Consider the following 21,421-nt stretch of genomic DNA (forward strand, 5'->3'; position numbering starts at 1 on the left):
AACATAAAAAATTGCTTCCGTTGTCGCTCAATAAATTACTTATCATTTATCAGCATCTATTACTCAAAGTAAAATATACTGGCACTAGTTCGTTTATTTTTACGATTAATATTAATTTTTTAATCTTCCGAAAATATTTTAAATTAAAAAAATTCTCCTTAAAAATTCATATATATTTTTTAAGGAGAATTCAGTCAAAATTTTACTTTTGGTTGTGAAATTTTATTTTTGGTGTTGGACAATAAAACAGCAGTGAATTTGCTTATTACGTTTAAAGTCCAAAGATAACGTTTTATTGGTGATATCTTGATAAGTCAATCCAAGGTTTTGCATACCCGTGTTATCCATTTTAAAACCCCGTTTATTATTCGAAAACACAATGATGCCATTTGGTTTTAATAACCGTTTTAAATTTGTCATTATTTTTAAATGATCACGTTGAACATCAAAAGTATCACTCATTCTTTTAGAATTTGAAAATGTAGGTGGATCAATAAAGATTAGATCGAACTGATCATCACTATGTTCTAAATACAATAAACAATCAGCTTGAATTAAGCGATGCTGTCGACCTGTTAATCCATTTTGTTTTAGATTACGATCGGCCCATTGTAAATAAGTGCGTGACATATCAACCGTCGTAGTTGACTTAGCACCACCTAGACCCGCGTAAACCGTTGCACTACCGGTATAAGCAAACAGATTTAGAAAATCCTTACCTGCACTCATTTCACCAATCATCTTGCGCGCTAAACGATGATCTAAAAACAGCCCTGTATCTAAATAATCGGTCACATTTACCCAAAACTGAGTTTTGCGTTTATTAATGGCATACTCATGCACCAAAAAATAATCCTGTTTTTGGCTCAATTTTTGATATTGCTGTTTGCCTTTCTGCTTTTCACGCGTTTTTAAAACTAATTGATCGGCAGTGAGTTCTAGCACTGACATAGTGGCGTTAATAATATCAAATAGCCGTTGACGAGTTTTTTGTGGATCGATATTTTTAGGCGCCGCATATTCCTGTACGACTACTTTATCTTTATAACGATCGATAGCAACATTGTATTCAGGTAAATCGGCGTCATAAAGGCGATAACACTCTAGCTGTTCTTGTGCAGCCCACTTTTCAAGTTTCTGCTTATTTTTTCGTAAGCGATTAGCAAAATCAGCCGCTGGCAATATTGGTGTGCTGACTTGTTCGCTGGATCGTTGCGCAATAGTATAATTTTTTTGTACACAATCTAACGGACCATTCTTCGCTTTAAATTGTCTTTCTGCACGCATTTGTAAACAGTCTAACAATTGAGGTGCACCACTAAATAACGAAAGTCGCCAGCCACCAAAATATTGCTTAATTTGACGACCAAGCGCTGTGTGCAAGGCAACAAGAGCTGGCTCACTTTCTAATCTTTCGCCATAAGGTGGATTACTAATTATTGTACCTGTTACATCATTAGGCAGTGGATTGGTTAACTGTGTTACATCCTGTAATGCAAATGTAATCAAATCGCCTACACCCGCCTGAATGGCATTTTGTTTTGCTCGCTCTAAAACCACGGTATTATTGTCGTAACCGATAAATGGTATATTCGGTTTGCTAATATTGTGTTTAGCGGCAAATAATAGTTCATTCCAAAGTATTGGATTAAAACCTTTCCAAGCAAAGAATCCCCAATGTTTACGTAATAAACCCGGTGGAATTTTAGCGGCAATCATCGCTGCTTCGATTAGCAGTGTTCCCGAACCACACATAGGATCGATTAATGGCGTGTCTATCTGCCAGCCTGAGCGCATAATAATTGCAGCAGCTAAGTTTTCTTTCAATGGCGCTTGCCCAGTTTGCTGACGATAACCACGTTGATGCAAACTATTACCACTTAAATCTAACGAAAGTGTTACACGGTTCTTATTTAAATAAGCATGAATACGAACATCAGGATCTTGCTTAGCCACATTAGGGCGCTCGTTAGTATGACGAGAGAAGTGATCAACAATCGCATCTTTAATTTTGAGAGCGCCATATTGGCTATTACGGATAAAATCGTTTACACCAACAAAATTAATCACAAAGGAGTTATCTACTGCAAAAATATCTGGCCATTTAATATTAAAAACGCACGAATAGAGATCTAAATCACTATAAATATCAAACTCAGCAATTGGCAACAATATACGTGATGCCAGACGCGACCATAATAATGATTGATATAATGTCTTTTCATCCGCATCAAAAAAGACGCCCCCTTGAGCAATTTTACAATCGACCGAACCTAACTCTTCTAACTCTTTTTTCAATAACTCTTCAAGCCCGCGTGACGTGCTGGCAAATAGTGTTTTCATGCATAATCCACTTAACAATAAAATTGAATGCATTATAGCGAGTTATTTTTATTGTGGGAAATAAAGGATAATCCTTTTTAGGTCTTAAGGATTTTTGAGTATAAAAACAATAAATTTTGTAAAAAATATTCAGGAGTCTATACCGTTTGCCGATTGTGTTTTGCTGTAATTTATTTTTAATTCTTATTGTTAACCGCTAATCACTCCTCATGAGTAATTTACAGTTTGATGATCTTGGTAAATAACTCAAATCCATATCAATACGATCTATTTTAAATTGTATTTATTATATAAATTGTATTTATTATCAACATTAATTTCAGAGCATTTATAAATCAGTGTACAAGTCTAATTAACTGATTAATATATTTTAATATGACCATCTAAAAAATAAAAAGCCGAATTAATTACTCAGTTTAATCATTATCTACAATAAATAAAAATTAATAAAAGTTAATAAAAGTTAATAAAAAAATAATTGACTCGTTTAAAAAAAATACTTAATTTATATAACTCAGATTATCGTTAATAAATATCTGTGTTTTTGAAAAAGATCAATTTTGCTGTTACAAATTAAGGATTGAAGTATGAGCACAATGGAGCAGCTCGGCGATAGCTTAACTTCGCTTTCTGGACACTTATCACACAATAACTATTCGTTGTCAGTTGATGGATCCGACGCATTATCAAACATTTCTGTTGTATCAATTAAAGGTCAAGAGCGGTTAAATGAACCTTGGCAATATCAGATAGATTTCACTAGCGAAGATAAGCAAATTTCAATTGCATCCATGCTCAGCCAAGCCGCCTCCTTGACTTTTCATCCTAACCAATCACCGCTACAAGTGACACAAATCAGCTCATTTGATCATGTAGCCAAAACAAGAAAGCTTTACGGGATAATCACAGAATTTAGTTTAGTCTCAATCAGCGAAGATGAAGCACGTTATCGGGTGAAACTTGAACCTAGAATGGCATTACTTGCAAATCACCACCAAAGTGCCATTTTTCAGAATAAGAGTGTCATCGATGTGGTCGATGAAGTGTTGCGAAATCACAATTTTATCGGTATTGATTTTCGTTTTGAGTTAAAAGAAACCTATCCTGTACGAGAATTTATTACGCAATGGCAAGAGAGTGATTTAAATTTTATACAGCGTTTGTTGGCAGATGTGGGTCTTTACTTTTACTTTGAAACGCATCCGGAGCACCATTGTGATGTGATAGTGATAAGTGATTATGAAAAAGGGTATGCTGATGGTGGTAAAGTGACCATAAAGCAACCGAGTGGTCTCAATGACCGTCTTCGCTACAGTGTTTGGGATTTACAATTCAGCAGTAAAACTAAACCAAGTCAGGTCAGTGTTAACGATTATAACTATCGGATGTCCGACAGCAATCTTTACAGCAGTGACAACAGTCAGCCCAAAGATATGACAATGCGAGGCGAAGACTATCGGTATGAAGAGCACCACAAAACCCAAGGTGATATACAGACAGTCGAAAGCGGCAATTGGTATGCGCGTATTCGGCATCAACATTATGTAAGCGAACAATTTATTCTAACGGGACAATGTAATGCTTATGAGCTTATACCGGGACAGTTAGTGATTATAGAGGGTTGCCCGATAGCTGAGATTAAAGACGGTGTGGTGATTGTTGCAACCGAATGTTATGGTGACCGAACCGAATCTTACCAAACTCGCTTTACTGCTATCCCTTATGATGCTCTTAAACCGTATCGACCGGCACCCTTACCTTGGCCACAAGTGAGTGGTACCTTACCAGCCCGAGTGACCAGTAAAGATGATGATACGTACGGTTATATTGATACGCAGGGTCGTTACCGAATTAAATTCAATTTTGATTTAAAAAATTGGCAAAAAGGTGAGGAAAGTTTATGGGTCAGACTGGCAAAACCATATGCCGGTGATACGTATGGTTTTCACTTCCCTTTGATAGATTCAACAGAAGTTGCAATTGCGTTCACCAATGGTAATCCAGACCGCCCGTATATAGCTCATGCCATGCACGACAGCAGTCATCCTGACCATGTTACGACAATCAATAAACACCGTAATGTGATACGCACGCCAGCGAATAATAAATTGCGAATGGACGATAAACGTGGTCAGGAGCATATAAAACTGGCAACAGAATATGGCAAAACCCAACTCAATTTGGGGCATTTGGTGGACAGTGAAAAAACGAAACGAGGAGAAGGTTTCGAACTACGTACCGATGAGTGGGGCGCAATATCAGCAGAAAAAGGAATTTATATTACCACCGAAACTGAATCAAAAGCAAAAGGTAAACAACTGGATATGGAAGGCGCAAAGATCCAGCTTAGTAATGCGCTTTCTATTGTTCAATCATTGCAAAAAGTTGTAGAAAATTCAAATGGTCATTCAGCCGATATCGAAAGTCAAACAGAACTTAAAAATACTCTTACAGAACTTAACGAAAGTGGAATAGTGGGTTATGCTCAACAAGGTATTGGTTTAACAAGTCCGAAAAATATTCAATTATCGACTGGCAAAAATATTTCAATCATTGCCGAGAATAACACAGAGATTAGTGTAATTAAAAAGATTACATTGGCGGCTGGTGAAACATTAAGCTTTTTTGCTCACAAGATGGGAATAAAACTTTTTGCATCTAAAGGAAAAGTTGAAATACAAGCTCAAAACGATGAACTTTCGCTTATGGCTAAAGATGAAATACAAATTAATAGTATCGATAATTCAGTAACTTTGACCGCTCCTCGTGATATTACGTTAATCAGTGGTGGCTCTTATATTAAAATAAATGGCCAAGGAATAGAACTCGGTACGCCAGGAAATGTAGTCATAAAATCTGCTGCGTTACAAAAAATGGGACCAGCAAGTATGAATGTAAGTACTCAGGAAGTTCATTTTATGGATATGCCTCCAATATCTTTGTGCGTAGAGTGTTTAAAACGTGCTGCTCGTAATGCCAATACCATGTTGGAGATAAATTGATGACAACACCTAAAACATCACTACCACAGTTTTCAATAACTGAAAATATACTTGAACCAATAAATGAAGAATTTTCACATCAATATGAGGATGAACCTGTTTATTGCTATGCCATCGTTGATTGCGCGCATTTTGATGCGTGCTTTTACAAAATGTTTATTAAAAATCCTAATATAACGTGTTATTCATTACTTGCTGATACACCTTATTCTAAATCATCCGAGGCAGGACCACTATTAGTAAAAATAGAACCGGATAGAGAAGAGAATCAAGATATTATTAATGAGATTTTATTTGCTCAAGAAGAGAAACCGTCAGTGCTTTGGTTTTGGAGTAAAATCCCTTTTTTCTTTTTGAAAAAATATTTGAAAGAACTACTCTTTGCTGAAAATCAAGATGGGAAAAAATATTTTTTAAGATTCTATGATCCACGATGTTTTATCGATATGTTGGAAATATTCAAAGCTGATAATAACATTGACAGATATCTCAAAAAAATAGAGTGTTGGGCATATTATTTAGATGGTCAATATTATTATATTAATAAGGATAGTTGATATGGTTTTGAAAATTGACGATAAAATAGACAATATTTTAAAAAAACAAGCAATAGATCTCTATTTGGATAAATTAGTTAAACATTGCCATAGTCATTATCCGTACTTAAAAGAAAAAATAGATTATCATCAACTAAAAAAAATATTAAGTTCATGTTTAACTATCACAAAAGAGATCGGATTTAATCAAGAGGATACCACTCGATTTTACATCGATTTGATCATACTGTTTGGTATTGAGTTTATCCATGATCCCCAATATCGTTGGGCAAAAAAAATTTTAGATGATTATCAAGATTTTACTGAAGTTACACAAGCAGAAGAACTTTACTTTAAAGCTATACCTTTTTTAGAAAGAGCTTATGGTAAAGACTTATCTAAAAAGAATGAAGTATTTAAAAAACTAGACAATTATTTAAAATCACAATCCACAAATTATGTCTTTTCAAAAGAGAAGAGTTTATTAGATAAATCCGACATAAAACAACAAGTAATTACTGCTTTGAATGAAATTGTTCAGTCAAAATTTCAGATTACTGAATCTGAAGATTTTGATCATCTATTTTCATTTGGTTTTGATCGAGCCCAAAATCATCTTCTTATGAATCATCCTACAGAAATTGCAACAGCAATCATCTTGATGTTTATATTTGGAAGTCATTTTGATCAAGATCCATTTTTATCAGGCGAACTAATGGACAATACTCAATTAGTACCAAAAACAATATACGATGAAAGCATTAACTTTAATTCAATTTACCATCGTTTTTGCCATCAGTTCTCTTGGTTACCTAGTTTGATTGAAATGAATATAAATAAACAGGAATTAATATAATTTTAAAGGAAATAATATATTACTATTTTAGTGTATAAAAGGATTTTAACTCATTTTTACATGATATTTGATTTTATAATAATTAAAAAGGAATTGAGATATGGCAGTATGTAATTTTCCCCAAACTAGCTCACCAATAGGTCAGGCCTCCACCTCTTGCTTGCAACGTTTTACCATTCATTTTAGGAGACCAGCGAAACTTAAGCAAAATAAGAATGCTCCTTATAAAGGGGAGTATGGTTTTGATTGGTTACGTGATGAGTATATTTATCCAATTCAAAAGGTAGCGTATGACGAAGTTATACTAAAACAAACTATAGATAAATTTGTTGAATTATGCATAGATCATAAAGATCTTAAACTAGAGTATATGAATGAAGATATAACCAATCCTATTAAACCACATTGTCAAGATTATTATCCTGCCTGGCTCTCTATTTTTGCTTCTAAAGTTAAAGGCGAAAATGCTGACGCAGGTTCAGAAATGCATAAAGATGGTGTTTATTTAGATTTGCAACTTGATGAAATTGATACCATCATTCCAGATGGTACAAAGATTATTTTTAAACCAAGTGATCCATGTCTAAAAATTACCCCCAAAAAGATTTCTATTAAAAAATTTCTAAAAACCTCAATAAAGAAACGACCAATTAATAGTGATACTAATAACAAACAAGAAATTAGTTATTATCTGCTAGAGAATGCTGTTAAAATTATGTGTCAAGGGGGCACGTTAAAAAAACCCGGAAAAATAAATGTAATTGCAAAGCTTGGACAGTGTAAATCTGAAGTTGGTCAACTGATGGTGTATGAAAATGACAAAATAGGTAAAGCTAATATAGTCGTGGTGAATGTCATTACAAAAGATACAAATAACCAAAAAGTTATTCCTCAAACACACCCATCATTGAATGACTTATATAACAATCAATCATTTAATCAAGCTATGATAAAGGTCAATATTAAAGTAACCGAAAATTTTGATTTAGTTGCATTATATAATAAAACTAAAGATAAGGATATTATTGATTTTTTAAATGATATTCTAGATACTAATTATACAGATAGTAAAAGAACTGATCCTAACAATCCACTAGAAACGATATATGCTAGTGGTGATATAAAAAGACGCCTTATTGATTTATATGAAAAATATGGAAAAAACACTCCTAAAGACAACAAAAAGATTCATGATGAGGGGCATTATAATACTTATCTGTTATTTATAGATGTAAAACCAACATCTAAAGGAGCGTCAACAACACTTGGAAGTGCTGATTTAAGAAAAGATAATACTAAGTATGAATGGGGGAATATTTTTGTTATTTATAAAAAAGGCCTTACAGATGAGCATACTATTGTTCACGAAGCTGCACATACCTTTACATTACCTCACACATTCGAAAGCTTTTTAGATTATAAAAAGAATCCAACGCTGAATAATAAGTATCGCTTTCATCGTGGTTATACAGAAAACTATATGGATTATGCTCAACATGTAGACCTTAGTCAAAATAATAAAGTTGGTAAAAATAAATATTATCGTCAAATGTATTCTTTCTTCAAATGGCAATGGAAGTTGATGAGAGATGATAAAAAAAGTATTGAATTATAAAAGGAAAATGTAATGAATATTAAGAATATTTTTTGTTTCATCTTTACCTTATTTTTATTAAGTTTTACGGCAAAAGCAGACGTATTTAGGCGTCAGGATGTTTCGACGATTACTATTCATTATATTTGGGGGAATGATATTGAAAGTTCTTTAGTTATTAAAATAACAGCTGATTCAATTACTATTCCTCAAGGATTTTGTAACGATAAAGAATGTTCTAGAGATGGTCCGGAAATAGAGTACCTAGGGCATCATGATATTTTTAAATTCGTTCCAGAGCAATATTTATCAGGATCAAACTATATTAGTCCTATTACATATGATGATTTGAGTACCACTAAATTAGAAATTTGCATTGTAGATGGTCGTTGTCATTCATGGAATTATGAAGGCTCTGATGATAAAGAAATGATACTTTTTCATAATAAATTAAACGAAATAATATCTGGTAAAAGTGAATATCAATTTCATCCGAAAAATATTCCTCGAATACCGAAAGTGATTTTTGATAAAAAAAATCTAACATCAATTAATCTATATCAATTAATTGGTTACCCTTTTACTGAAGTACTGTTATATACAATCACTGCTGATTCAATAACTCAATATCCTTCAAAAAGATGTTATTTAATCAATGGTGAACTTGAATGTGAGGAAAAAAGTGAAAGTATTCAGTACCAAGATAAATATAATATTTTTAAAGCTTTTCCAACATTATTTTTATCAGGCTCTAATTTTATTGATCTCAGGGAATATGGTGGAGGAAATAATAATTACTTTGCATTGTTCAAAATAGAAGGTTGTTTTACTGATGGTCATTGCAATATATGGGATTTTGATGTCGTTAATCGCTATCATTTTGATGTTGCTAATCGATATCATGATAATGAAGCAAAGGAATTTCTAAATAAAATAAAACAACTTTATCATGATACACCTACACCGAAAAAAGATATAAAAGTTAATTAAAATTATTAAAATAAATAGATAAAAGGAACAATGATGAAAACAAAGATATTTTGGATTTGGTTATTGATTTTTTTAAGTTTTATTGTTAATGCAAAAATATTTGATACTTATAATGCAAAAATTATTATCTATGATTCAACACCGGAAGTACCTGTTGGTAGAATGCGCTTTGAAATCGCTGAAGACTATATTGTTAAATACGCAACATTAACTTGTATCCGAAAAGATAATGTTAGTCGTTGTACAGCTAATGAGCCTGACAGTAAATACATAGGTCATCATAATCTTTTTCAATTAATCCCTGAAAGATATTTAACAGAAGGTGACCGCTATAATATGCAAGAGTATGACGGGCCAGGCTATAAAGTTTCTTTTTATGCTAGTAGTATTAATATAAACAACTTATTTAGTTCTAACACGCCAGATCGTAAAGATAAAGATGTAGCAGAATTTTTGGATAAAATCGATCAACTTTTAGCTGGTAAAAGTGAATATCAATTTGAACCTATCGTGATGGATAAATAAAGAGAATAAAAAATTTAAGTATCTATACAAAATAAGCAAGTTATTTGGGATAAACAAAAAAGATAAATTAATGATTAAAAAAAATTAAAAAGGAATTTAGATATGCCAGTATTTAATCCCCCTAGAGCTAGCTCACTAATAGGTCAAGCATCAACCTCTTGTATGCGAAAATTTACCATTCATTTTAGAAGACCAAAGAACCTTAAGCAAAAAAAAGATGCTCCTCCTTATAAAGGGGAGTATGGTTTTGATTGGTTACGTGATGAGTATATTTATCCAATGGAATGGGTTTTTTATGACGAAGTTCATGACATTGATAATCCGCTACCTATCAATAAATATAAAGAATTAAGTTTAAACCCTGAGAATCTAAAAACGGAGTATCTGAAAGATATAATCGATCCTATTAAGCCACATGGTCAAGATTATTATCCAGCTTGGCTCTCTATCTTTGCTTGTGATGTGGAAGGTAATAATACAGACGCAGGTTCAGACATGCACAAAGATGGCGTTTATTTAGATCTGCAACTAGATGAAATTGATACGATTATTGATGATGAAACAGAGATTTTTTTCGAACCAAGTGATCCATGTCTAAAAATAACACCCGAAAAAATTTCTATTTCAGAATTTCTAAATACTTTAAAAAAGGACCGAAAACTTAATGAAGATCTTGGCGGACCAGTAATTGATTATTATCTGCTAGAGAATGCTGTTAGAATTATGTGTCAAGGAGACACTTTAAAAAAACCTGGAAAAATAAATGTAATTGCAAAGCTTGGACAGTGTAAATCTGAAGTTGGTCAACTGATGGTGTATGAAAATGACAAAATAGGTAAAGCTAATATAGTCGTGGTGAATGTCATTACAAAAGATACAAATAACCAAAAAGTTATTCCTCAAACACACCCATCATTGAATGACTTATATAACAATCAATCATTTAATCAAGCTATGATAAAGGTCAATATTAAAGTAACCGAAAATTTTGATTTAGTTGCATTATATAATAAAACTAAAGATAAGGATATTATTGATTTTTTAAATGATATTCTAGATACTAATTATATAACTAGTCAAAAACCTGATCCTAACAATCCACTAGAAACGATATATGCTAGTGATGATATAAAAAGACGCCTTATTGATTTATATCAAAAATATGGAAAAAACACTCCTAAAGACAACAAAAAGATTCATGATGAGGGGCATTATAATACTTATATGTTATTTATAGATGTAAAACCAACATTTAACGGAGAGTCAACATTTGGAAGTGCTGATTTAAGAAAAGATAATACTAAGTATGAATGGGGGAATATTTTTGTTATTTATCAGGAAGGTCTTAAAGATGATTATACTATTGTTCACGAAGCAGCACATACCTTTACATTACCCCATACATTCGAAAACACAGATTATGAAGTGAATCCTACACTGAATAATAAGCATATTTTTTATTACGGTTATACAGAAAACTACATGGATTATAAGGATCATCTAATTTCTGATTCTCCATTTCAAACTGATCAAAATAAATATGATCGTAATATGTATTCTTTCTTTAAATGGCAATGGGATTTGATGCGAAAAGATGAAAAAAGTATTAAACTTCCGAAGAAACAGGAGGAATAGGTAATGAGTATTAAAAATATTTTTTATTTTATTTTTAACTTACTTTTATTAAGTTTTACGGTAAAAGCGGACGTATTCAATCGCCAAGATGTTTCGACGATTACTATTAATAGAATTCATCGTTTTAATTATGAAAAATCTTTAATTATTAAAATAACTACTGATTCAATTATTATTCCCCATGGATTTTGTAATGATAAAGAATGTTCTAGAGATGGTTCGGAAATAGAGTACCTAGGACATCATGATATTTTTAAATTTGTTCCCAAACAATATTTAACAAGTTCACACTATATTAATCCAATGACCTATGATGGTATGGGTACGACTAAATTAGAAATTTGTATTTTAGATGGTCGTTGTCATTCATGGAATTATGGAGAGTCTGATGATAAAGAAATGATACTTTTTTATGATAAATTAAACGAAATAATATCTGGTAAAAGTGAATATCAATTTCATCCGAAAAATATTCCTCCAATGCCAAAAGTGATTTTTGATAAAAAAAATCTAACATCAATTAATCTATATCAATTAATTGCTTACCCTTTTCATGAAGTGTTGTTATATACCATTACTGCTGATTCAATAACTGAGTATCCTTCCAAAATATGCCATTTAAACATTGGTAAACTTCAATGTCGGGTATTAAGTAAAAGTATTCAGTATCAAGATAAATATAATATTTTCAAGTCTTTTCCAAATTTATTTTTATCAGGTTCTAATTTTATTGATCTCAGGAAATATGGTGGAGGATATATTAATGACGATCGATTATTCAAAATAGAAGGTTGTTTTACTGATGGTCATTGCAATATATGGGATTTGTATATTGGGGATCGCGAGATTGATAGCTTTTTTAATCGCTATCATGATGATATTACTAATCGTTATAATGATGATGACACAAAAGAATTTCAAAGCAAAATAACACAACTTTATTACGATACAGTGAGAAGTAATCTTAAATTTAATAGTAAGAAAACAAAAGAATAATAGGAATAATGATGAAAAAAAAGATATTTTTGGGGTGGTTATTCTTTATTTTAAGTTCTGTTGTTAATGCAACAACATTTGATACTTATAATTTAAAAATAATTATTTATGATTCAACACCAGAAGCACCGGTTGGAAGAATGCGCTATGAAATCGCTGAAAACTATATTGTTAAATACGCAACATTAACTTGTGTTCAAAACGAGAATGTTAGCAGCTGCACAGCTAATGAACCTGACAGTAAATACACAGGTCATCATAATCTTTTTCAATTAATCCCTGAAAGATATTTAAGAAGTGATGAAGATTATAATATGCAAGAATATGATGGGCCTGGCTATAAGATTTATATTACTAATTATAGAATAAACAACTTATTTAGTTCTAACACGCCAGATCGTAAAGATAAAGATGTCGCAGAATTTTTGGATAAAATCGATCAACTTTTAGCAGGTAAAAGTGAATATCAATTTGAGCCTATCGTGGTGGATAAATAAAGAGAATAAAAAATTTAAGTATCTATACAAAATAAGCAAGTTATTTTTAAAACAATAATAAAAATAACTTAATGATTAATTATAAATTTAGTTAAAAAGGGATGCCGATATGGGTGTAAATGAAAGTGTAGATGTATGTATATTTCCTAAAGCTAGTCAACCAATAGGTCAGGCCTCCACCTCTTGCTTGCAAAAATTTACCATTCATTTTAGGAGACCAGAGATACTTAAGCAAAATAAGAATGCTCCTTATAAAGGGGAGTATGGTTTTGATTGGTTACGTGATGAGTATATTTATCCGATTAAAGAGATTAAATATGATAAGCATCCAACAAATTTTCTAAAAAAAATAAAAAATAAAAAATTACCATTATGTTTAAAACCCAAGAAACTAAAAGAAGAATATAAAAAAGATGTAGAGAGTCCCATTAAACCATATGAACAAGATTATTATCCAGCTTGGTTATCTATTTTTGCTTGTAATGTGCAAGGCGATAATGCCGATGCAGGTTCAGAAATGCACAAAGATGGCATTTATTTAGATCTACAACTTGATGAGATAGATAAGATTATTGATGATGGTACAGAAATTTTCTTCAAATCAAGTGATCCATGTCTAAAAATCACACCCGAAAAAATTTCTATTTCAGAATTTCTAAAAACTTCAATACAAGACCGAAAACTTAATGAAGTTACTGGCGGACCAGTAATTGATTATTATCTGCTAAAGAATGCCGTTAAAATTATATGTCAAGGAGACACGTTAAAGAAACATGGGCAGATAAAAGTCTTTGCCAAACTTGGTTCGATCGAAAATGAAGTCGGCCAACTGATGGTATATCAAAATGACATAATAGGCAAAGCCAATATTTTCGTGATTAATGTCATTACAGAATATGATGCTAATAATAATAAAATTATTCCTCAATCACATCCCTCATTGGAATATTTATACAACAATCAATCCTTTAACCAAGCTATGATAAAGGTCGAAATTAAAGTAATTGAAGATTTTGATTTGGTTGCTTTAAAAGGAAATAAAGATGTCAATAAATTTTTAAATGATATTAATAATTCAATATATGTGAATCAGAATAAACTAACGAACCCAATCGTTGTAAGAAATACCCTTTGTGATTTATATAAGAAATATGGAAAACATAACCCTAAAAATAATATAGGTATTAATGATAAAGGTCATTATGACACTTATTTATTTTTTACTAATAAAGAAATGAATGAGAGAAAAGGTGGTTACACCCTAGGAGTGGCGTATGCTAGTGGTATACCGAAATGGAGTTTTAAATGGGGGAATATGTTTGTTGTTTTTGGTAATGCTCTTACGGATGATCATACTATTGTTCATGAAGCAGGACATAGTTTTTCATTACCTCACACATTTGAAAGGGGATTATCTCCTCATGTTTTTTATCATGGGTATACTGAAAATTATATGGATTATATTGAGCATCAATATTTAGATCCAAACAATAAACCTGCTACTGAGTATAATCAATATAACGGTAATATGTATTCTTTTTTTAAATGGCAGTGGGATCTAATGCGTAAAGATCAAAGTATTGAAATATTGCAAAAGGAATGAGTAAATGAACTTTAAGTGTTTTTTCTATAGCTTTTTTATAATATTTTTCAGTTTATCAGCAAAAGCTAACATACCTAGTCATCAGGATATTTCAACCATTACTATTGATAATATTCGTGGTTTTGAAAGCTCATTAGTTATCAAAATTACAACTAATTCAATCATTCTTCCACATGGGTTTTGTAATGATAAAAAATGTCCTACAGACGGTCAGGAAATACAATATCTAGGACATCATGATATTTTTAAATTTGTTCCTGAGATATATTTAACAGGATCAAATTATATTTCTCCAATCACATATGATGGTTGGGCTGCAACTAAATTAGAAATTTGCTTTGTAGATGGTCGCTGTCATTTGTTGAATTATGAAAAGTCTGATAATAAAGAGATAATACTTTTTGATAATAAATTAAACGAGATACTATCTGGTAAAAGTAAATATCAATTCCATTCGAAGATAATCCCTCCAATGCCCAAAGTGATTTTTGATAAAAAAAATCTAATATCGATTAATCTATATCAATTAATTGGTTACCCTTTTACTGAAGTATTATTATTTACAATCACTGCTGATTCAATAACTCAATATCCCTCAAAAAAGTGTTATTTAATCTATGGGGAACTTGAATGTGAGGAAAAAAGAGAAAGTATTCGCTACCAAGATGAAAATAATATTTTTAAAGCTTTTCCATCTTTATTTTTATCTGGCTCTAATTTTATTGATCCTAGGGAATATGGTGGAGGGGAAAGTAATGACTTTGAATTGTTCAAAATTGAAGGTTGTTTTACTGATGGTCATTGTAATATATGGGATTTTGATGTTGTTAATCGCTATCACGATGATGAAGCAAAAGAATTTATAAATAAAATAAGGCAATTTTATTATGATACAGTGCAAAGCAATACTACAAATTAATTAAAAGTAAAAATTAAATACATAAAAGGAATAATGATGAAAACAAAGATATTTTGGGGTTGGTTATTCGTTTTTTTCAGTTTTATTGCTAATGCAAAAATAGTCGATATTGATGATGTTGAAATTATTATCTATGATTCAAAGCCAGAAGCCCCAGTAGGAAGAATGCGCCTTGAGATCACAGAAGACTATATTCTTAAATACGCAACATTAACTTGTGTTCAAAACGAGAATGTTCGAAGTTGTACAGTTAATGAGCCTGATAGTAAATATACAGGCCATCATAATCTGTTTCAATTAATCCCAGAAAGATTTTTAACAGAAGATAGTTATTATAATATGCAAGAGTATGATGGTTCTGGCTATAAGATTTCCATTTGTGCTAATTCATTTTACGGTTGTAGTTTATTTAGCTCTAACACACCAGATCGTAAAGATAAAGATGTCGCAGAATTTTTGGATAAAATCGATCAACTTTTAGCAGGTAAAAGTGAATATCAATTTGAACCTATCGTGATGGATAAATAAAGAGAATAAAAAATTTAAGTATCTATACAAAATAAGCAAGTTATTTGGGATAAACAAAAAAAATAAATTAATGATTAAAAATAATTAAAAAGGAATTTAGATATGGCAGTATGTAATTTTCCCCAAACTACCCCGCCAATAGGTCAGTCCTCTACCTCTTGCTTACAACGATTTACCATCCATTTTAGGAGACCAAAGAAACCTTTCTTCAAATGGCAATGGGATTTGATGCGAAAAGACAAAAAAAGTATTAAATATTAAAAGGAATAGGTAATGAAAGTTAAAAATATTTTTTGCTCAATCTTTATATTATTTTTATTAAGTTTTACGGTAAAAGCGGACGAATTTAATCGTCAGGATATTTCGACATTGACTATTGAGCATATTGGTCGTTTTGAACATTTTGTATTTATGAAAATTACAACTAATTCAATTATTATTCCTCATGGATTTTGTAATGATAAAGAATGTTCTAGAGATGGTTCGGAAATAGAGTACCTAGGACATCATGATATTTTTAAATTTGTTCCTGAGATATATTTATCAGGATCAAACTTTGTTCATCCAGAGTTATATGATGGTAGGAGTGCGATTAAGGTAGACATTTGTATTACAGATGGTCGTTGTCATTCAGGGGCTTATGAAAATCTTGATGATGATGAGATGAAACTTTTTGATAGTAAATTGGACGAAATACTATTTGGTAAAAGTGAATATCAATTTCATCCGAAAATGACTTCTCCAATGCCGAAGGTTATTTTTGATAAAAAAAATCTGAAATCAATTAATCTATATCAATTAATTGCTTACCCTTTTCATGAAGTGTTGTTATATACCATTACTGCTGATTCAATAACTGAATATCCTTCCAAAATATGCCATTTAAACATTGGTAAACTTCAATGTGAGGTATTAAGTAAAAGTATTCAGTACCAAGATAAATATAATATTTTTAAGGCTTTTCCAACTTTGTTTTTATCAGGCTCTAATTTTATTGATCTCAGGAAATATGGTGGAGGATATATTAATGACCATCGATTATTCAAAATAGAAGGTTGTTTTACTGATGGTCATTGCAATATATGGGATTTGTATATTGGGAATCGCGAGATTGATAACTTTTTTAATCGCTATCATTATGATATTACTAATCGTTATAATGATGATGAAGCAAAAGAATTTCAAAGCAAAATAACACAACTTTATTACGATACAGTGAGAAGTAATCTTAAATTTAATCGTAAGAAAACAAAAGAATAATAGGAATAATGATGAAAAAAAAGATATTTTTGGGGTGGTTATTCTTTATTTTAAGTTCTGTTGTTAATGCAACAACATTTGATACTTATAATTTAAAAATAATTATTTATGATTCAACACTAGAAGCACCGGTTGGAAGAATGCGTTATGAAATCGCTGAAAACTATATTGTTAAATATGCAACATTAACTTGTGTTCAAAACGAGAATGTTAGCAGCTGCACAGCTAATGAACCTGACAGTAAATACACAGGTCATCATGATTTTTTTCAATTAATCCCTGAAAGATATTTAAGAAGTGATGAAGATTATAATATGCAAGAATATGATGGACCTGGCTATAAGATTTATATTACTAATTATAGAATAAACAATTTATTTAGCTCTAACACGCCAGATCGTAAAGATAAAGATGTCGCAGGATTTTTGGATAAAATCGATCAACTTTTAGCAGGTAAAAGTGAATATCAATTTGAGCCTATCATGATGGATAAATAATAGAGAATAAAAAATTTAAGTATTTATACAAAATAAGCCAGCTATTTGGGATAAACAAAAAAGATAAATTAATGATTAAAAATAATAAAAAAGGAATTTAGATATGGCAGTATGTGATTTTCCTAAAACTAGTCCACCAATAGGTCAAACTTCAACTTCTTGTTTGCGAAAATTTACTATTCATTTTAGACGACCTGATACACTTAAAGAAAAAAGTAATTACAGTTATCGAGGTGAATATGGTTTTGATTGGTTACGTGATGAATATATTTATCCAATAGAAAAGGTAGATGTTGATTTTAAGTCGAATAGGAATTTTGTTTACTTAAATAAAGCGGTACCCTTATGCAGAAATCCTGACGATTTGCGAAAAGAATATAGGTATTATAACGATAAGAAAAATAAAAAAAATCCATTTACACCTTATGGAATAGATTACTATCCAGCATGGTTGTCAATTTTTGCTTGTAACGTTACAGGGAATGCTGGATCGACAATGCATCAAGATGGGATTAATCTAACCCTGCAACTTGATGAAATTGATGAGATTATTGATGATGGTACAGAGATTATTTTCGAACCTAGTAAACCATGTTTAAAAATTACTCCTAATAAAATTTCTATTTCACGTTTTCTACAAACACCAAAGAAACCTCGCTCACTTGATAAAAATACTGGTACACCAACAATTAATTATTATCAACTCGATAGCACCGTAAATATTAAATGTTTTGGCGATACTCTTAAGAAGCATGAAGAGATCAGAGTTTTTGCAAAACAAGGGCCAACGAAAGTTGAAGTCGGTAAGCTAATGGTATATCAAAATGATAATATCGGTAAAGCCAAAATTGTAGTGGTAAATGTGATAACTGAATATGATAAAAAAGGTAATAAAATATATCCTCAGGCGCATAAATCATTGGATGATCTTTATAACTGTCAATCTTTTAATCAAGCTATGATTAGAACGGAAGTTATTTTAGGTGAAGAGTTAGATCTGGTTAAATTATCTAATGTTGAGAGTAATTATGATGTTAGAAATTTTTTAGATGATATAAAAAAGAAAACCTATATAGAAAATAGCGATTCTGCTGTAGATGTAACTATACGCTTACGCGATTTATATGACAATTATGGAAAAAATCGACCAGAAGGAGGATTAGTCGATGGGGATGGACATTTTTATACTTATCTCTTATTTACTACATTATCACCTGGGGATTATTATGGTATGTCTACAGGTGATACGAAAAAAGGAATATCTAGTTCAAAATTTGAGTATGGAAATATTTTAATTATATTTGCACAAGGTCTTAATAATGATCATACGCTTGTTCACGAAGCTGCACATACGTTTTCTTTAGAGCATACATACTCACTTGTTAAAGAAAATAAGTATGTCTTTTATTATGGTTACACTGAAAATTATATGGATTACCATTTCCATCATACATTTAATAATTTAGTCGATAAAAAACTTATTTATACTAATAGTGATGGTAAAACACTCATACACCAAAAAGATAATCGTTACAGAGGTAAAATGTATTCATTTTATAAATGGCAATGGGATCAGATGCGCGAAGATCGAAGTATTGAAAAAAAATAAGGAATACCTTATGAAGTTAACAAGCCTTTTTTATAAAATATTATTGATGTTTTTTCTAATTAGCTTTATTGCTGAAGCAGATATGCATAAGCGTAAAAATATTATATCCGTCACTATGTATAATTTCATTTTTGAACCACGAGAATATTGGTCGACTGAAATCATAATTTTTCCAAGGGTTAAATTCACTGTTAACTTCTTATTAATAGAAGATAAGGTAAATTGTAATTCATTTTATTGTCCTAAAGAACGCTTATATTTAGTGCATAATAATATTAATGATTTTGTGCCAGATGTTTTTTTAACGAAATCTTATTATGTCACTCCCGAGAATGCTGATAATAATGAGTCGGAATTGGAAATCTGTTTTACGGATGGAAGCTGTAATAGATGGAATAGTGAATCTTATCCACAGGAATTTAATACTTTATATGATGACATGCAAGTGATTTTAATGAATAAGGATTATTTACCTTATCATCGATTTCGTCAACTATATACTAAGGCGATTTTTGATAAAAAGGATTTAACTGAAGTTAATATCTATAAATTGAGCGCTTATCCTTTTAATGAAACGTTATTATACAAAATTACCAATAATGCAATAATTAAATACGCAAACGAAATATGCCAGCTAATTAATGGCGAAATTCAATGTTTAACACAAAATAACGAAACCAAATACAAAGGTAAACATGATTATTTCAAATTATTTCCAACTTTGTTTTTAAAAGGCTCCCATTTTTCAGATCCGAGAGAAAATGGCAAAGATGGATATAAAATAGAAAGCTGTTTTAAACTAAATGATTGCGTTATCTGGAATGACCATTCTCCCTATTATAAGGATAATGAAATTAAACTATTTTTAGATAAACTTGATGAATTGGTAACTGAAAAAACGCAGTATAAATTCGAGCCCGTCGTAATGAATAAATAAAAAAAATTCAATATTTGTTATAGCGAGTTATTTTATTATGGAAAATAAAGGAAACTTCTTTTAACTTTTGATGATTTTTAATATAGATTTATGTAGCAGTAGTAGTTTAATTTTATTGTGAAATTATTTTGAAACGGTATAGACTCCTGAATATTTTTTACAAGAAATTACAATTTTCTATCGATAACTATCTGTTTTATTTGTCACTATAGTGTGTAAATTAAGATTTAAATTAACTTTTTTAACTTTAAGTAAACATGGTAGATGTTGGAAATTAAAAAAATTAATTTTGGGTTAATAGTTTGATAGACATTATCGCATTGTTGTCTAAGTGATATCTAATCCAAAATAAACATGTCATGATTAAATTGTGAATTGAAGATGTAGGTAAATTTTTTTAACGTGAATACGGTTGGTAAGAATACATTATTCACGATACTGCTACTTTTTCATTCTTTGTTAAGAATAGCACTCAGTTAATCAATCAGCCTTTAATCTGTTTTTTTCATAAATAAATATCTTTTTAGCATTAATCCCTTAAGGAAAATAGTTAATATTCTGTTTATTAATAATTCTGACTGTCAGATCCGTAATGGCAATAATCAATGCAGAGCGTATCATTTGTTGATAACGATTTTGATACATTGATGATTTTAATGTGTCGACAATACCTGACTCTTTGGCTTTTTGATGGTGTGAATCCCAATTAGACGGTAATACCATATCATGTAATAGACTAATCGGACCTAATATTTCATCGTCGAGGTAGGAGTATTTTTTATCGTCATGGTCAAGTTCATCTAATATGGCAATTAATAGCTCGATATCTTCATACTCCTCGCGCGTTATGATGCCTAGCGCATAAAGTAATTTTAAGCACACAGATGTATCATTGAGTGGGCCATTTTTACCAATTAGTGATGGTATGACAAATTTTATAGCGTGTGGTTCTTTACGAAATACTTTTATAATTAATTGATTAACACTGTGATTAATCATTTTTATAGCTTCAGCCAACAAGCTGTGTATATCAGCTTGCTGGTTAAGTTTTTCAAGTATTGTATCTTCTGCTAATATCGATTCTAGCATCGGCT

At 30.8% G+C, this 21,421-nt stretch carries 19 protein-coding genes; 17 read left to right on the plus strand and 2 right to left on the minus strand.

Translation table 11 applies throughout. From position 1 onward, the window contains the following. Positions 1-222: 222 nt before the first annotated feature. The gene (gene rlmKL, locus H3T96_RS01910) at positions 223-2,343 is read right to left on the minus strand and encodes a bifunctional 23S rRNA (guanine(2069)-N(7))-methyltransferase RlmK/23S rRNA (guanine(2445)-N(2))-methyltransferase RlmL (RefSeq protein WP_144091865.1); all 2,121 of its coding nucleotides are present in this window, start codon (positions 2,341-2,343) and stop codon (positions 223-225) included. 587 nt (positions 2,344-2,930) lie between these two features. On the opposite strand from rlmKL, the gene H3T96_RS01915 reads away from it, so the two are divergent. The 17 genes from H3T96_RS01915 to H3T96_RS01995 all read left to right on the plus strand — a co-directional run bounded on the left by H3T96_RS01915 (position 2,931) and on the right by H3T96_RS01995 (position 20,327). Beyond that, entirely contained in the window at positions 2,931-5,345 is a 2,415-nt protein-coding gene (locus tag H3T96_RS01915; protein WP_198248571.1) for a type VI secretion system Vgr family protein, read from the plus strand. Further along, on the plus strand, positions 5,345-5,902 hold the full coding sequence (locus H3T96_RS01920) for a DUF4123 domain-containing protein (RefSeq protein WP_144093123.1): 558 nt from the start codon (positions 5,345-5,347) through the stop codon (positions 5,900-5,902). The genes H3T96_RS01915 and H3T96_RS01920 overlap by 1 nt, the downstream gene beginning before the upstream one ends. Before the next feature lies 1 nt (position 5,903). Further along, positions 5,904-6,737 (plus strand): hypothetical protein, encoded by an 834-nt coding sequence (locus H3T96_RS01925; protein ID WP_144093121.1) that lies wholly within the window; start codon positions 5,904-5,906, stop codon positions 6,735-6,737. 100 nt (positions 6,738-6,837) lie between these two features. Further along, positions 6,838-8,352, plus strand: a complete 1,515-nt coding sequence (locus H3T96_RS01930) for a hypothetical protein (protein ID WP_144093118.1) — start codon at positions 6,838-6,840, stop codon at positions 8,350-8,352. A 12-nt stretch (positions 8,353-8,364) separates the two neighbouring features. Next, positions 8,365-9,321 (plus strand): hypothetical protein, encoded by a 957-nt coding sequence (locus H3T96_RS01935; RefSeq protein ID WP_144093116.1) that lies wholly within the window; start codon positions 8,365-8,367, stop codon positions 9,319-9,321. Between the two features lie 33 nt (positions 9,322-9,354). Next, positions 9,355-9,846, plus strand: coding sequence for a hypothetical protein (locus H3T96_RS01940; protein WP_039130385.1), 492 nt, complete (start codon positions 9,355-9,357; stop codon positions 9,844-9,846). 102 nt (positions 9,847-9,948) lie between these two features. Further along, positions 9,949-11,481: a hypothetical protein gene (locus H3T96_RS01945; RefSeq protein WP_144093114.1), complete on the plus strand. Its 1,533-nt coding sequence runs from the start codon at positions 9,949-9,951 to the stop codon at positions 11,479-11,481. A 3-nt stretch (positions 11,482-11,484) separates the two neighbouring features. After that, the gene (locus H3T96_RS01950; RefSeq protein WP_144093112.1) at positions 11,485-12,477 is read left to right on the plus strand and encodes a hypothetical protein; all 993 of its coding nucleotides are present in this window, start codon (positions 11,485-11,487) and stop codon (positions 12,475-12,477) included. A gap of 11 nt (positions 12,478-12,488) precedes the next feature. Further along, the gene (locus tag H3T96_RS01955) at positions 12,489-12,974 is read left to right on the plus strand and encodes a hypothetical protein (protein WP_144093110.1); all 486 of its coding nucleotides are present in this window, start codon (positions 12,489-12,491) and stop codon (positions 12,972-12,974) included. Between the two features lie 109 nt (positions 12,975-13,083). Next, the gene (locus tag H3T96_RS01960; protein ID WP_144093108.1) at positions 13,084-14,577 is read left to right on the plus strand and encodes a zinc-dependent metalloprotease family protein; all 1,494 of its coding nucleotides are present in this window, start codon (positions 13,084-13,086) and stop codon (positions 14,575-14,577) included. 4 nt (positions 14,578-14,581) lie between these two features. Then, positions 14,582-15,496, plus strand: coding sequence for a hypothetical protein (locus H3T96_RS01965; protein WP_144093106.1), 915 nt, complete (start codon positions 14,582-14,584; stop codon positions 15,494-15,496). Between the two features lie 36 nt (positions 15,497-15,532). After that, positions 15,533-16,024 carry a hypothetical protein gene (locus H3T96_RS01970; RefSeq protein ID WP_144093104.1) on the plus strand — a complete coding sequence of 164 codons (492 nt, stop codon included), beginning with the start codon at positions 15,533-15,535 and terminating at the stop codon, positions 16,022-16,024. Between the two features lie 102 nt (positions 16,025-16,126). Further along, on the plus strand, positions 16,127-16,285 hold the full coding sequence (locus H3T96_RS01975; RefSeq protein WP_186279286.1) for a hypothetical protein: 159 nt from the start codon (positions 16,127-16,129) through the stop codon (positions 16,283-16,285). 12 nt (positions 16,286-16,297) lie between these two features. Continuing rightward, positions 16,298-17,284, plus strand: coding sequence for a hypothetical protein (locus H3T96_RS01980; protein ID WP_144093102.1), 987 nt, complete (start codon positions 16,298-16,300; stop codon positions 17,282-17,284). Positions 17,285-17,295: 11 nt separating this feature from the next. Further along, positions 17,296-17,781 carry a hypothetical protein gene (locus tag H3T96_RS01985; protein ID WP_144093100.1) on the plus strand — a complete coding sequence of 162 codons (486 nt, stop codon included), beginning with the start codon at positions 17,296-17,298 and terminating at the stop codon, positions 17,779-17,781. Positions 17,782-17,884: 103 nt separating this feature from the next. Then, positions 17,885-19,390, plus strand: a complete 1,506-nt coding sequence (locus H3T96_RS01990) for a hypothetical protein (RefSeq protein ID WP_144093098.1) — start codon at positions 17,885-17,887, stop codon at positions 19,388-19,390. A 10-nt stretch (positions 19,391-19,400) separates the two neighbouring features. Continuing rightward, positions 19,401-20,327, plus strand: a complete 927-nt coding sequence (locus tag H3T96_RS01995; protein ID WP_144093096.1) for a hypothetical protein — start codon at positions 19,401-19,403, stop codon at positions 20,325-20,327. 537 nt (positions 20,328-20,864) lie between these two features. On the opposite strand, the gene H3T96_RS02000 is transcribed toward H3T96_RS01995, so the two are convergent. Next, a complete protein-coding gene (locus H3T96_RS02000) occupies positions 20,865-21,416 on the minus strand; it encodes an MltR family transcriptional regulator (protein ID WP_144093094.1) in 552 nt (183 codons plus the stop codon). Between the last annotated feature and the right edge of the window lie 5 nt (positions 21,417-21,421).

Source organism: Gilliamella sp. W8136 (assembly GCF_016101285.1).
In the GTDB taxonomy this organism is placed as follows: Bacteria; Pseudomonadota; Gammaproteobacteria; order Enterobacterales; family Orbaceae; genus Gilliamella; species Gilliamella apicola_N.